14 protein-coding genes are annotated in these 13,611 nt (G+C 64.5%); 13 read left to right on the top strand and 1 reads right to left on the bottom strand.

What is annotated here, in order from left to right; genetic code table 11:
• Positions 1-6: 6 nt before the first annotated feature.
• The 4 genes from WFP39_RS13535 (at position 7) to rplT (ending at position 1,903) form a co-directional block, all read left to right on the top strand.
• On the top strand, positions 7-396 hold the full coding sequence (locus tag WFP39_RS13535) for a cupin domain-containing protein (RefSeq protein WP_336920323.1): 390 nt from the start codon (positions 7-9) through the stop codon (positions 394-396).
• Positions 393-1,196 (top strand): inositol monophosphatase family protein, encoded by an 804-nt coding sequence (locus WFP39_RS13530; RefSeq protein ID WP_336920321.1) that lies wholly within the window; start codon positions 393-395, stop codon positions 1,194-1,196. The genes WFP39_RS13535 and WFP39_RS13530 overlap by 4 nt, the downstream gene beginning before the upstream one ends.
• A 130-nt stretch (positions 1,197-1,326) precedes the next feature.
• Complete coding sequence (gene rpmI / locus WFP39_RS13525) at positions 1,327-1,530, top strand: 50S ribosomal protein L35 (RefSeq protein WP_336920320.1); 204 nt, start codon at positions 1,327-1,329, stop codon at positions 1,528-1,530.
• 13 nt (positions 1,531-1,543) lie between these two features.
• Positions 1,544-1,903 carry a 50S ribosomal protein L20 gene (gene rplT / locus WFP39_RS13520; RefSeq protein WP_336920319.1) on the top strand — a complete coding sequence of 120 codons (360 nt, stop codon included), beginning with the start codon at positions 1,544-1,546 and terminating at the stop codon, positions 1,901-1,903.
• Positions 1,904-2,064: 161 nt separating this feature from the next.
• Here rplT and WFP39_RS13515 read toward each other — a convergent pair whose 3' ends face one another.
• Entirely contained in the window at positions 2,065-2,949 is an 885-nt protein-coding gene (locus tag WFP39_RS13515) for an SH3 domain-containing protein (protein ID WP_336920318.1), read from the bottom strand.
• 261 nt (positions 2,950-3,210) lie between these two features.
• Here WFP39_RS13515 and WFP39_RS13510 point away from each other — a divergent pair, with 261 nt between their 5' ends.
• The 9 genes from WFP39_RS13510 to WFP39_RS13470 all read left to right on the top strand — a co-directional run.
• On the top strand, positions 3,211-4,137 hold the full coding sequence (locus WFP39_RS13510) for an AraC family transcriptional regulator (protein ID WP_336920317.1): 927 nt from the start codon (positions 3,211-3,213) through the stop codon (positions 4,135-4,137).
• A gap of 93 nt (positions 4,138-4,230) precedes the next feature.
• Positions 4,231-5,346 (top strand): phenylalanine--tRNA ligase subunit alpha, encoded by a 1,116-nt coding sequence (gene pheS / locus WFP39_RS13505; RefSeq protein WP_336920315.1) that lies wholly within the window; start codon positions 4,231-4,233, stop codon positions 5,344-5,346.
• Entirely contained in the window at positions 5,343-7,748 is a 2,406-nt protein-coding gene (pheT, locus tag WFP39_RS13500; protein ID WP_336920314.1) for a phenylalanine--tRNA ligase subunit beta, read from the top strand. Before pheS ends, pheT begins: the two co-directional genes overlap by 4 nt.
• Positions 7,749-7,751: 3 nt before the next feature.
• Positions 7,752-9,275 carry a peptide chain release factor 3 gene (locus tag WFP39_RS13495; protein ID WP_336920312.1) on the top strand — a complete coding sequence of 508 codons (1,524 nt, stop codon included), beginning with the start codon at positions 7,752-7,754 and terminating at the stop codon, positions 9,273-9,275.
• A 72-nt stretch (positions 9,276-9,347) separates the two neighbouring features.
• Positions 9,348-10,055 carry an endonuclease/exonuclease/phosphatase family protein gene (locus WFP39_RS13490; protein WP_336920311.1) on the top strand — a complete coding sequence of 236 codons (708 nt, stop codon included), beginning with the start codon at positions 9,348-9,350 and terminating at the stop codon, positions 10,053-10,055.
• A 161-nt stretch (positions 10,056-10,216) separates the two neighbouring features.
• Positions 10,217-10,555, top strand: coding sequence for a P-II family nitrogen regulator (locus WFP39_RS13485; protein WP_249699641.1), 339 nt, complete (start codon positions 10,217-10,219; stop codon positions 10,553-10,555).
• Between the two features lie 29 nt (positions 10,556-10,584).
• A complete protein-coding gene (locus tag WFP39_RS13480; RefSeq protein ID WP_336920309.1) occupies positions 10,585-11,922 on the top strand; it encodes an ammonium transporter in 1,338 nt (445 codons plus the stop codon).
• A 206-nt stretch (positions 11,923-12,128) separates the two neighbouring features.
• The gene (locus tag WFP39_RS13475) at positions 12,129-12,467 is read left to right on the top strand and encodes a P-II family nitrogen regulator (protein ID WP_336920308.1); all 339 of its coding nucleotides are present in this window, start codon (positions 12,129-12,131) and stop codon (positions 12,465-12,467) included.
• 292 nt (positions 12,468-12,759) lie between these two features.
• A partial coding sequence (locus WFP39_RS13470) for an outer membrane protein (protein WP_336920307.1) occupies positions 12,760-13,611 on the top strand: 852 nt, incomplete at its 3' end.

Below are 13,611 nucleotides of genomic sequence, written 5' to 3'. Positions count from 1 at the left end.
CTTGTGTTGCTCGCCGCCTCTGCGGCGCCTGCCCACGCCCAGCCCGCGATTCATCAGCCGCCTTTCGGTTCGAACCCGGTGTTCCGCGAAGAGGCGCAGGCCGCGCCGGGGCACGAGGTGATCGTGGCCGATCTCCATCTGCCGCCCAATGCCATGGGCGAGGCGCATTGGCACGAATGGGAGGAATATCTCTACGTGCTGGGCGGCAGCGCAGTGCTCGATATTGACGGGATGGAGCCGCGCGAGTTGGGGCCGGGCGAAAGCTTCGTCATCCCGCGCCGCACCGTGCACACGCCGCGCGCCGGGGCGGACGGGATTCGCGCCATCGTGATCCGCGTGCACGATGCGGGTGATCCCGTCAGCGTTCCGGCTGCGGAAAGGATGCCTCTTCCATGAACCTTTCCGCCGAAATCGCACTGGCGCACCGTCTGGCCGATGCCGCGCGGGCGGAGATCCTGCCGCTGTTCCGCACCCCCGTCTCGACCGAGGCCAAGGAAGACGCCACCCCGGTCACGCTGGCAGACCGCAATGCCGAGGAAGCGATGCGCCGCATCCTCAAGGCCGAACTGCCGCAGGACGGCGTTTTTGGCGAGGAGTTCGGCGAGGAGAAGGGCCGTTCGGGCCGGCAATGGGTGCTCGACCCGATTGACGGCACCACCGCCTTTCTCGCCGGGCGCGCGACTTTCGGCACGCTGATCGCGCTGCTGGTCGATGGCTTTCCGGTGCTGGGACTGATCGACCAGCCGGTGCTGAAGGAGCGCTGGCTGGGCGTCATGGGGCAGGGCACCACGCTGAACGGCCAGCCCGTTTCTGCGCGCACCTGCCGCGATCTGGCCCGCGCCACCATCGCCACCACCGGCCCGCAATATTTCAGTCAAGCCGAAGGCGAGGTCTTCATGGCGCTCGCCGCCAAGACCGATCACAAGCGCATGGTGATGGGCGGCGATTGCTACAATTACGCCTGCCTTGCCAGCGGCCATATCGACATTGTGTGCGAGGCGGGACTGAAGCTGCACGATTACGCCGCGCTGGTGCCCGTGGTGGAAGGCGCAGGCGGCCTGATGTGCGACTGGAATGGCGAGCCGCTGCACGATGCGTCCGAAGGCCATGTGCTGGCGCTGGGCGATCCGGCGCGGCTGGAGGATGTGCTGGCGGTGATGAGCGGCGAGGACGCGCACGACGATCACGCGCACTGATCCGATCCGGCTTGCCTTTTGCGCGTCCTGCGCCTATCGGCCCCTCCTTCACTGACACGTGATTCCCCGCCGGTCTGGCCAAAAGGGCTGCCAGGGCTGGTCGGACGTGTCCCTGACAAAGGAGACGAAAATGCCCAAGCTGAAGACCAAGAGCGGTGTGAAGAAGCGCTTCAAGATCACCGCCAATGGCAAGGTCAAGCACGGTGTGGCCGGCAAGCGCCACCGCCTGATCAGCCACAACGCCAAATACATCCGCCAGCAGCGCGGCACCAAGGTGATCTCTGACGCAGATGCGAAGACGATCAAGCTTTGGGCGCCCTACGGCCTTAATTAAGGAGCACTGACGGATGAGCCGTATCAAGAGGGGCGTGACCACCCGCGCCAAGCACAAGCGGATTCTGGACCAGGCCAAGGGCTATCGCGGTCGCCGCAAGAACACCATCCGCGTTGCGCGGCAGGCGGTCGAAAAGGCCGGCCAGTATGCCTATCGCGACCGCAAGGTGAAGAAGCGGAATTTCCGCGCCCTGTGGATCCAGCGCATCAATGCCGCTGTCCGGATGGAAGGCCTGACCTATTCGCAGTTCATGCACGGCGCCAAGCTGGCGGGGATCGAACTCGACCGCAAGGTGATGGCCGATCTGGCGATGAACCAGGCCGATGCCTTCACCGCGATTATCCGCCAAGCCAAGGGCGCGCTCCCCGCGTAATCTGCCGGCCTGTTGCGGTCGACTGACCGGAAGACAAAAAATGAAGGGCGCGGATGGTTTGGGCCATCCGCGCCCTTCGTCTGTTCCGGACGCTGCAGGGGCAAGGGTCGTTTGCCGAGAGGCGCAGCGCCGGTTCAGAAGGCTGTCCGTAAGAAGGGTGGCTATTGCAGGTCTTCGACCGATACCCACCCCCTGGTGCCGAAATTGTCCTCTGCCTCGATCCACAGGCCCTCACGGTTGCCGGTGAGTTTGAGAGCGGTGCCCGCACGCAGGTCGCGCACTTCGGCGGCACTTTCCGCAGGGCCGGCGCGCATCACCGTGGCAACCGCAGTGGTTGCGCCCGGCGCTGCGGCGGGGGCTGCTGCGGCTGCCCCCGGTTGCGGAGCGGCGGCCAGCGCGGCGTTCTGCCCGACGATCTGGTTAAAGGCGAGGATGAAGGCTTCGGTCAGGCGCTGGCCTTCGCTGCTGTTGGCATAGCCGGTCGTGCCGGCCACATCGCGCGCCCAGGATCCGTTATTGCCCCGGAATGTCAGCGATGATCGGGTGACCGATCCGCTGCCCGTGGCGAGCGGCTGGCCATTGGCGGGGCTGACCACGGTCAGACCGGCCGCCACTGTGGTGCGCCGGCCGCCCAGCCCACCCAGCATTCCCAGCGCCGCGCCGCCAAAGGGCACGCTGCGCAGGACAGATGACGCCGCGCCGCTCCGCACCAGCGCTTCGGTGGCCGCGCCGCGCGCCAATTCCACGCCCTGATCCACCTCTTCCTGCGTGCCCGCAATCGCGGTCATCAAAAAGCGCGCGGGCTCGTTGCCGCCGCTGTGCGGGGTGAAACATCCCGATTCGGTGGCAAGGCGCATCAGCAGCGCGCGCGGGCTGCCCAGGTTCCACTGGCTCCACCCGGCATTCGCGCCGTCGACAAATGCGACCGTGCCAAGGCTCTGTTCGCAGCGGACAAGTTGCACGGCATTGTCGTTGGCAAAGGCGGGGGATGTCCCGCAGGCGAGCGCCAGCGCAGTTGCACAGGCCAATCCAGTTCTTGTCTTCATGTCGCTATCCCTTCCACCCGATCTGAAACGACCCAGTCGGCGAAGGCGGTGTGAAACAGCGACAGTCCTGTGCGGCAAGACAGCCGCCGCACCCTAACGGCGCTTGTCACAATTCCTTGCGCGATTGTAACAGGCGGCTTGAAAAAAACTGGTCTTGATGGGAACCATCCGGGAAGTGGCACGTAATGATGTGTCGCATTGGGTGGAGCCGAATCCGGCCCGGCACCAGATGTTCGGCACAAACAGGGCTGGGTTGCGCGCATGATGGAGCCGTTTGATATCCAGGTAAGGTTCTATGCGCTGTCGGGTGCGTTGCAGCCTTTTTTCACGGCTCTCTACTCCTTCGAAATCGATTGTCCGGAAGGTATGCGGGTGGATGACTGGCTGCATCCCGAATGGGCGACGATGCGCTTTACGCAGGAAGGCAGGCCACCCGATGGCGCTGTCATCCCCGCTCCGGCCGGTCCCACCTTTCCCTTTGTGGTGAGCGGCCCGACCAGCCGCGCCATCGGCTTTACCCTGTGGCGTTCGCGCCTGTGGGGGCTGGGTCTGCAACCGGCGGGCTGGGCGCGTTATGTCGCCATGCCCGCGCGGGCGCTGGCGGACCAGATTGTCGACGGCCACCAGGTCGAGGCACTGGCCCCTTTCGCCCCCATTCTGGACATCGTGCGGCAAGAGCGGCTGAAGGCCGATGCTATCGCCCGCCAGATCAACACCTATCTTCTGGATCTGGATCAGCACTTTGCCGCGCCCGATCCGCTGGTGGAGCGCTGCCACGAGGTGCTGCGCGATCCGGCGGTTGCCGATGTCGAGGGACTGGGGCGCAAGCTGGACATGAATCGCCGCTCGCTGGAACGGTTCTGCGCGCGCTATTTCGGGTTTCCGCCCAAGATGCTGCTGCGCCGCCAACGCTTCTTGCGTAGCCTGGCGCGCTATATGGTATCGTCGTCAACGGATCGCAGCGCGCGAAGCTGGAGCAGTGTGCTGGACGAGCAATATTTCGACCACGCGCATTTCGTGCGCGATTTCCGCAGCTTCATGGGCATGACCCCCACCGAATATGCCGAAAGGCCGCATCCCGTGCTCGACCGGATCATGGCGCGCCGCATGGTGGATCAAGGAGTCTTGGCGCAGACCGACATGCCCACTGTGCTGCGCTATGCCGATGGCGCGGCCGCGGCGGGGTAAGTCCGGGCATTTAGGGCTTGGGTGCAGCGCGCGGGGCGGCTAACAGGCGCGCCTGTTTCCAATTGCTGCACACCTTTTGACTGATCAAAACCCATGTCTGACATTGAAACCATGAAGAGCGAAGCGCTGGCCGCAATCGCTGCTGCGCACGAGCCCGCCGCGCTGGAAGCCTTGCGCGTCGGCCTGTTGGGCAAGCAGGGCAGCGTGTCCGCCCTGCTGAAAACGCTGGGCGCGATGAGCCCGGAGGAGCGGCAGGCCAAGGGTCCGGCGATTCAGGGCTTGCGCGAAGCCGTGGCCGAGGCGCTGGCTGCCCGCAAGCAGGCGTTCGACGCGGCCGAACTGGCCGAGCGGCTGGCGACCGAGCGCGTCGATCTGACCCTGCCTGCGCCCGATGCCCCGCGCGGCAGCGTGCACCCGGTCAGCCAGGTGATGGACGAGCTGGCCGAAATCTTCGCCGATCTGGGCTTTGCCGTGGCGACCGGGCCGGAAATCGAGGACGACTGGTACAATTTCACCGCACTCAACATGCCCGAAAGCCACCCGGCGCGGGCGATGCACGATACGTTCTATTTCCCGGATCAGGCCCCGAAAGGCGGCAAGATGCTGCTGCGCACGCACACCAGCCCCGTGCAGGTTCGCACCATGCTGGCGGAAGGTGCACCGTTGCGCGTCATCGCGCCGGGGCGCGTCTATCGCAGCGACAGCGACGCCACGCACACGCCGATGTTCCACCAGATCGAAGGGCTGGTGATCGACCGCGATATTCATCTGGGCCATCTGAAGTGGACGCTGGAAACCTTCCTCAAGGCCTTTTTCGAGCGCGAGGATATCGTGCTGCGCCTGCGTCCCAGCTATTTCCCCTTCACCGAACCCTCGGTCGAAGTCGATGTGGGCTTTGCCATCGAAAAGACTGCCGATGGCCGTTCGCGCCGCGTGCTGGGCGGCAGCGGGGATGCGCCGGGGCACGGCTGGATGGAATTGCTCGGCAGCGGCATGGTCAACCGCCGGGTGATCGAGATGTCGGGCCTTGATCCCGATGAATGGCAGGGCTTTGCCTTTGGCCTGGGGGTCGATCGTCTGGCGATGCTGAAATACGGGATGGACGATCTGCGCGCCTTCTTCGACGGCGATGCGCGCTGGCTGGCGCATTACGGCTTCTCGCCGTTCGATCAGCCTACCCTTTCCAGCGGTGTAGGAGCGCGGGCATGAAATTCTCGCTCGAATGGCTGAAATACTACCTCGACACCGAGGCGAGCGTGGCGGAGATTTCGGCTACGCTCAACGCCATTGGCATGGAAGTGGAAGGGATCGAGGATCCGGCCGAGAAGCTCGCCGGTTTCCGCGTGGCCCATGTGCTCACCGCAAAGCCGCACCCCGATGCCGACAAGCTGCGCGTGCTGACCGTGGATGCGGGGGATGGCAATCCGCTGCAAGTCGTGTGCGGGGCACCCAATGCGCGGGCAGGCATGAAGGGCGTGCTGGGCACCGCCGGCGCAGTGGTGCCGGCCAACGGCATGGTGCTCAAGAAAAGCGCCATTCGCGGGCAGGAATCGAACGGCATGATGTGCTCGGCGCGCGAGCTGGAGCTGGGCGAGGATCACGCAGGCATCATCGAATTGCCCGACGATGCGCCGGTCGGCACGCCCTTTGCGGACTATCACGGCACATCGCCCATCTTCGACGTGGCGATCACGCCCAACCGGCCCGATTGCATGGGCGTAATGGGTATTGCCCGCGATCTGGCGGCCGCCGGTATGGGCAGGTTCAGGCCAGTGACGGTGCCTGCTATCGTGGGCGGCTTCCCCTGCCCGGTGGACATCCGCACCGACGATCCCGAAGGGTGCCCCGCCTTTTACGGCCGCGTAATCCGCGGCGTCACAAACGGCCCCTCGCCCGACTGGATGCAGGCGCGGCTGAAGGCGGCGGGCCTGCGACCGATATCGGCGCTGGTGGACTGCACCAACTATCTGATGCTCGCCTGCGGCCGCCCGGCGCATGTCTATGACCTTGCCAAGCTGTCGGGTGCGGTTGTCGCCCGTCGTGCGAAGGATGGCGAACAGGTGCTGGCGCTCAACGGCAAGACCTATACGCTCGATTCCAGCATGACGGTGATTGCGGATGATGCCGGCGTGCACGACATCGCCGGGATCATGGGCGGCGAACATTCGGGCGTGCAGGACGACACCACCGATGTCCTGCTTGAGATCGCCTATTTCAACCCCGAAAGCATCGGCGTAACCGGGCGCAAGCTGGGCCTTGCCAGCGATGCGCGCACGCGGTTCGAGCGCGGGGTCGATCCCGCCTTTTTGGACGAGGGGCTGGCGCTTCTCACCGATCTGATCCTTGTCACTTGCGGGGGCGAGGCAAGCCATGTCGTGCGCGCCGGTTCGCCGCCTCTCACGCCCAAGGTGATCGCCTATGACCCAGCGCTGACGCAGAAGCTGGGCGGCGTCGCGGTGGAGGAAAGCGAGCAGCGCCGCATCCTTGCCGCGCTCGATTTTGCCGTTTCGGACGACTGGCAAGTGACCGTGCCGCTGCGGCGCCATGATGTGGACGGTGCGCCCGATATCGTGGAGGAAGTCGTTCGCATCCACGGTCTCGACAAGGTGGCGAGCGTCGCCCTGCCGCGCGCCGACGGCGTGGCCCGGCCAACCGCGACGCCGCAGCAGCAGGTCGAACGCCGCCTGCGCCGTGCCGCTGCCGCACGCGGGCTGAACGAGGCGGTGACATGGTCTTTCCTGCCGGTGGCGCAGGCGGAGCATTTTGCCGCCAATGACCAACCCCTCTGGGTGCTCGACAACCCGATCAGCGAGGACATGAAGGCGATGCGCCCCTCGCTCATCCCCGGCCTGCTGGCTGCGGCCAAGCGCAATGCGGATCGCGGCGCGGCCGGATCGCGCCTGTTCGAGATTGGCCGCCGTTATCTGCGCAGCCCCGATGGCGCGAGCGACGAGCGTGCGGCGCTGGCGGTGGTGCTGGCGGGCGAGAAGACCCCCCGCGGCTGGGCGAACGGCAAGGCGGTGAAGTTCGACGCCTTCGATGCCAAGGCCGAAGCGCTGGCACTGCTCGCCGAAGCGGGCGCGCCGGTCGAAAAACTGCAGGTTATGGGCCCTGATGATCTTGGGCCGGGGCCGCAATTCCATCCCGGCCAGTCCGCCACGCTCCGGCTGGGGCCCAAGGTTGTGCTGGCCCGCTTTGGCGCGCTGCACCCGGCAACGCTCGCCGCGTTCGATGTGGATGGGCCGGTGATGGCGGTGGAGCTGTTCCTCGATGCGATCCCGGCGAAGAAGGGCGGCACAGGCTTTGCGCGGCCCCATTACGCGCCGCCCGCGCTGCAGGCCGTGACGCGCGACTTCGCCTTCCTGGTGCCTGCCGATCTGCCCGCCGGCGATCTGCTGCGCAGCGTGAAGGGGGCGGACAAGCTGAGCATTGCCGATGCGCGCATTTTCGACCTGTTTGCGGGTGCGGGCGTGCCCGAAGGCAAGAAGTCGTTGGCGATCGAAGTGACGCTGCAACCGGGTGAGGCCAGCTTCAAGGATGCCGATCTGAAAGCCATTTCGGACAAGGTCGTGGCGGCAGCGGCAAAGCTGGGCGCGGAGCTGCGCGGCTGATCCATGACCAGTAACCGCCGCACCTTCGCGATCATCTCGCACCCGGACGCAGGGAAAACCACGCTGACCGAAAAGCTGCTGCTGCAGGGCGGCGCGATCCATCTGGCGGGCGAGGTGAAGGCCCGCGGCGCGGCGCGGCGCGCGCGGTCGGACTGGATGAAGATCGAGCAGCAGCGCGGCATATCGGTCACCTCCAGCGTGATGACCTTCCAGAAGGACGGGATCGTCTTCAATCTGCTCGACACGCCGGGGCACGAGGATTTCAGCGAAGATACCTATCGCACGCTGACCGCGGTCGATTCGGCCATCATGGTGATCGACGCAGCCAAGGGGATCGAGCCGCAGACGCGCAAGCTGTTCGAAGTGTGCCGGTTGCGCAGCGTGCCGATCATCACCTTCGTCAACAAGGTGGACCGCGAAGGGCGCGATCCGTTCGCGCTGCTTGACGAAGTGGCCGATATGCTGGCGCTCGATGTCAGTCCGCAAATGTGGCCCATCGGCATGGGCGGCGAGTTTGAAGGTCTGCTCGATTTCGCCACCGAGACAGTGACCCGTCCCGAAGGGCCAAGCCGCGAATTTCTGGGCACCCGCGAAACCGATGCCGCCATCCCGCCGCGCTTTGCCGAGGAGATCGAACTGGCACGCGGCGGCTACCCCGAATTTGACCTTGAAGCCTTCCGCCATGGCGACCTGACTCCGGTCTATTTCGGATCGGCGCTCAAGAACTTTGGCGTCGAGGAACTGATTGGCGCCATCGCTGCCTATGCCCCGCCGCCGCGCCCGCAGCCCGCGGGCGAGGAACTGATAAGCCCGGAGCGCGACGAGGTGACCGGCTTCATCTTCAAGGTGCAGGCCAATATGGACCCCAACCACCGCGACCGCATCGCCTTCATGCGGCAGGTATCGGGCACGTTCAGGCGCGGCATGAAGCTGGTGCCGAGTGGCCTTGGCAAGCCGATCGCGGTGCATTCGCCCATCCTGTTCTTTGCGCAGGATCGTGAACTGGCCGACACGGCCGAGGCCGGCGACATTATCGGCATCCCCAACCACGGCACGCTGCGCGTGGGCGATACGCTGAGCGAAAAGAATCAGGTCCGCTTTACCGGCCTGCCCAATTTCGCGCCCGAAATCCTGCGCCGCGTGCAGTTGAAGGACCCCACCAAAACCAAGCAGTTGCGAAAAGCGCTCGATGACCTGTCCGAAGAAGGGGTGATCCAGGTGTTCTATCCCGAAATCGGCAGCCAGTGGATCGTGGGCGTGGTGGGCCAGTTGCAATTGGAGGTGCTGATTTCGCGGCTGGAGGCCGAATACAAGGTAGAGGCGGTGCTGGAGCCTTCGCCTTTCTCCACCGCGCGTTGGATCAGGGGCGGCGAGGCGGCGCAGCGCAGCTTTGCCGAATTCAACCGCCCCAATCTGGCGAAGGACCGTGATGGCGATCCGGTGTTCATGGCGAAAAGCCCGTGGGACGTGAATTACGCCGCCGAAAAGAACCCCGACCTCACCTTTTCCGCCACCAAGGAGCGATGATTGGCGGCAGGTGACAATAGGGCAGGGCAGACCTACCTGTAGTCCCATGCCGGTTGATGGAAAATGTGCGGGATGAAGCTGACTTTTGCCAGCTACAACATCCACAAGGGCGTGGGGATTGACGGGCGGCACGATGCCGACCGGATCGTGCGCGTGCTGCACGAACTCGATGCCGATGTGGTGGCGCTGCAAGAGGCGGATCAGCGGTTCGGCCCGCGCGCGGCGGTGATCCCGCGCGATATGCTGATCGAGACGCATTGGCAGATCGTGCCGCTGGCGATGCGCGCAGGCGGGATGGGGTGGCACGGCAATTCCATTCTGGTGAAGCGGGGAATCGATATTGTGGATGCCGCGCCCATCACGCTCCCGTCGCTCGAACCACGCGGGGCGGTGCATGCACGGCTGTCGAAGGAAGGCTGCGAATTCGATGTGGTGGGGATGCATCTCGACCTGTCGGGCCTGCTGCGCCGCCGCCAGATTGCCACGGTGTGCGGCGTGCTGGCGCATGGGAATGCGCCGGCGGTGATCCTGGGCGATCTCAACGAATGGTCGCCGCGCGGCGGGGCGCTGCGTTCGTTCGGGCAGGGGTGGGAAGTGCTTACCCCCGGCCGCTCCTTCCCCGCCAGCCGCCCGCTCGCCCCGCTCGACCGGATCGTCCATTCGCCGCACTGGCGCTGCGCGGGTTGCGAAGTGCACCGCAGCGCGCTGGCCGTGGCCGCATCGGACCACTTGCCCGTGCGTGCCGAGCTGGAGCTGGCCGACTGCGAGATGCGTGCCTAATTTTTGTGCAACTGCACAAGATTCGGGCTTTCCGAGGCGGAACTTTCCCCTGTGATAATCCTTAACAGCCCGTTGCGTTCCCCGTGAGGGGAATTGGCACGGGCTTTGCATTGCATTCCCCCGGCCGGGACCGTCTCCGGTAAAAGCAACAGGGGTCAGTGATGAAATTCATCATCGCCATCATCAAACCATTCAAGCTCGACGAAGTGCGTGAAGCGCTTGGCGCGCTGGGCGTTGCGGGCATGACTGTGTCCGAAGTCAAGGGCTTCGGTCGGCAGAAGGGCCAGACCGAGATTTACCGCGGGGCCGAATATTCGGTGAATATGCTGCCCAAGGTGAAGCTCGAAATCGCCGTCAGCGACGAGCTTATGCCCAAGGTCGTGGAAACCATTCAGGCAACCGCCAGCACGGAAAGCATCGGCGACGGCAAGATCTTCGTCCTCGACCTCATGTCGACGACCCGGATCCGCACCGGCGAAACCGGCGAAACCGCGCTTTGACCAGTGCTTTCGGACAAAGGGGTAACACAATGATCCGCAAACTCATGTATGGCGCCGCAACGCTCGGTGCATCCATGCTGACCGCTACAGCGGCCTATGCACAGGAAGCGGCCGAAGTGGTCGAAGCCGTGCCCAATCCCGGCAACAACGCCTGGATGATGACTGCCACCCTCTTGGTGCTGCTCATGATCTTGCCGGGCCTTGCCCTCTTCTATGGCGGCCTCACCCGTTCCAAGAACATGCTCTCCACCATGACGCAGGTTGGCGCCACGGCGTGCCTTGCCATGCTGATCTGGGTGATGTGGGGCTATTCGCTCGCCTTTGGCGATACCACTTACGAAGGCACGCTGGGCCTGTTCATTTCGGGCGGCAGCTATTTCCTGATGGGCACCGATGCGTCGAGCACGGCGGCCACCTTCACCGATGAAGTCATCAGCAAGTATGTCTTCATCAGCTTCCAGATGACCTTCGCCGCGATCACCGCCGCCCTGATTCTGGGTGCGACGGCTGAGCGCATGAAGTTCAGCGCGCTGATGATGTTCGTGCCGATCTGGTTGACCATCGTGTATTTCCCGATCGCGCACATGGTGTGGGCGGGCGGCGGCCTGCTGTTCGAAGACGGCGCGCTCGACTTCGCTGGCGGCACCGTGGTGCACATCAATGCCGGTATTTCGGGCCTCGTCCTTGCCTATCTGCTGGGCAAGCGCCGCGGTTACCCGCAGGAGCCGATGCCCCCGCACAGCCTGACGCTGACGCTGGTCGGCGCCGGCCTGCTGTGGGTGGGCTGGTTCGGCTTCAACGCCGGTTCGGCGCTCGAAGCTGACGGTTCGGCTGGCCTGGCGATGATCAATACCTTCGTTGCCACCGCTGCTGCGGCGCTGACCTGGATGGTCGTGGAAAGGCTGGCTGGCCACAAGGGTTCGGCACTGGGCTTTGCCTCGGGCATCATCGCCGGTCTCGTTGCGGTTACGCCTGCTGCGGGCAATTCCGGCCCGTTCGGCGCGATCCTGCTCGGCATCGTCTCCTCGATCGTCTGCTACTTCTTCGTGGCGAAGATGAAGGCGAAGTTCGGTTATGACGACTCGCTCGACGCCTTCGGCATCCACGGGATCGGCGGCATTGTCGGCGCCATCGGCACCGCGGTGGTCTACCAGCCGTTCCTCGGCGGCCCCGGCGACGGTTCGACCGCGATGGGTGCACAGCTCTGGATCCAGACTTTCAGCGTGATCGTCACGATCTTGTGGGCCGGTATCGGCACGCTGATCGCGGGCTACCTCGTGAAGCTGACCATCGGTCTGCGTGTCACCGAAGAGGAAGAGGTCAACGGCCTCGACATCTCCGAACACGGCGAGCGCGCCTACAACTGAAGTTGAAGCTTGGCGGGACCGCGAACCTCCTCCTCTCCCCTCGGTCCCGCCTCCACTCGTTCCTCCTGCGAACGAACAAACTTTGGGCCGGAGCCAGCCGCTCCGGCCCTTTTTTGTTGCCATCACCGCGCCAAGGTCGATTATGGCGCGGCGGAGACGCCGGAGGGATGGCGCGGCTGCCGGGGCACTGACCAAGGGGATATGCGATGAAACTGGTGATTGCGGTGATCAAGCCTTTCAAGCTGGAAGCTGTTCGCGAGGCGCTGGCCGGTATCGGGATCGCCGGCATGACCGCATCCGAAGCCAAGGGCTTTGGCCGCCAGAAAGGCCAGACCGAAATCTATCGCGGCGCCGAATATGCGGTGAACATGCTGCCCAAGGTGCGGCTGGAGATCGCCACCAGCGACGACCTGGCACCGCGCGTGGTTGAAACGATCCGCGCAGCAGCGGCGACGGACACCATCGGCGATGGCAAGATCTTCGTCCTCGACCTGCCCGAAGTGGTGCGGATACGCACCGGAGAATCGGGCGAATTGGCGCTGTAGGGCTTCCCTGGCATTCCAACGCCGCTGCAATGCAGCAAAGTTTCCGCGCCAAGCAATGAAATCGCGCAAATGTTGCATTTGCGCAACGATTGCAGGTGAAAAGCTCCATTATGGCCTGAAACTAGGCGAAAAGGGGCGTTGCCGGGAACCGCAACTGCGGCATAGACTTGTCGCATAGGGCTTCAAATCGTTGAAACCACCGGCCGTCATATGTGCTGGATAACCGGTTACGGTTGCCACAATTCGCGTGAGCAATTATGACCGCGTTCGAAGGTTCAAAGGGGAATAAACTATGAAGAAATTTGCGCTCGGCCTTGGCGTTGCAGCCGTTGCCCTTTCGGCACCTGCAATGGCCAGGGATGGTCAGGGGTATTTCGGTGTCGATGTCGGCGCTGTTTTCCCGAACGAGTATGAACTCGATGTCACCACCAATGCTGGTGTTGCCCAGAATGCGGTCCTGATCGAAGGCGAAACCGGTTGGGAAGTTGCCGGCGTTCTCGGTTATGACTTCGGCCCGATCCGTGCCGAACTGGAAGGTTCGTACAAGGAATGGGATCCCACGCTCCTGACCTCGACCGTGATCGGCATTCCGCGCACCGCCGAAGCTGTGCGCAACGGCAACTTCTTTACCGGCACCTCGGTGGCTGGCGGCGAAATGCGCCTCACCTCGGTGATGGCGAATGCGCTGGTTGACTTCGGCGGTGACGAAGGCATTGGTCTGTCGGTGGGTGGCGGTTTCGGCCACACCTGGATGAGCGGCGAAACCTCGATCTACTCGCCCGGCCCCGGCTACATCGACGATGCAGATCACACCTGGGCATGGCAGGCGATCGCCGCGCTGCGTGTTCCGGCCAGCCGCAATTTCGACGTTGGCCTGAAGTACAAGTACTTCAACACCAACAACTTCAACGTAACCGACAGCCAGGGCCGCGCGACCGAGTTCTCGCTGGCCACGCACTCCGCGCTGATCAGCCTGATCTACAACTTCGGTGGCGCTCCTGCGCCGGCGCCGGTGGCTCCGCCGCCGCCCCCGCCGCCCCCGCCGCCGCCTCCCCCGCCGCCGCCGCCTCCGCCCCCGCCGCCTCCGCCGCCGGTGGTGCAGTGCAACCAGGGCCCCTACATCGTGTTCTTCGATTGGGATTCC

Source organism: Alteraurantiacibacter lauratis, assembly GCF_037154155.1.
GTDB lineage: Bacteria > Pseudomonadota > Alphaproteobacteria > Sphingomonadales > Sphingomonadaceae > Alteraurantiacibacter > Alteraurantiacibacter lauratis.
Note: the sequence above shows the minus strand (reverse complement) of the source record. Positions and strands in the feature narration are given on the sequence as shown.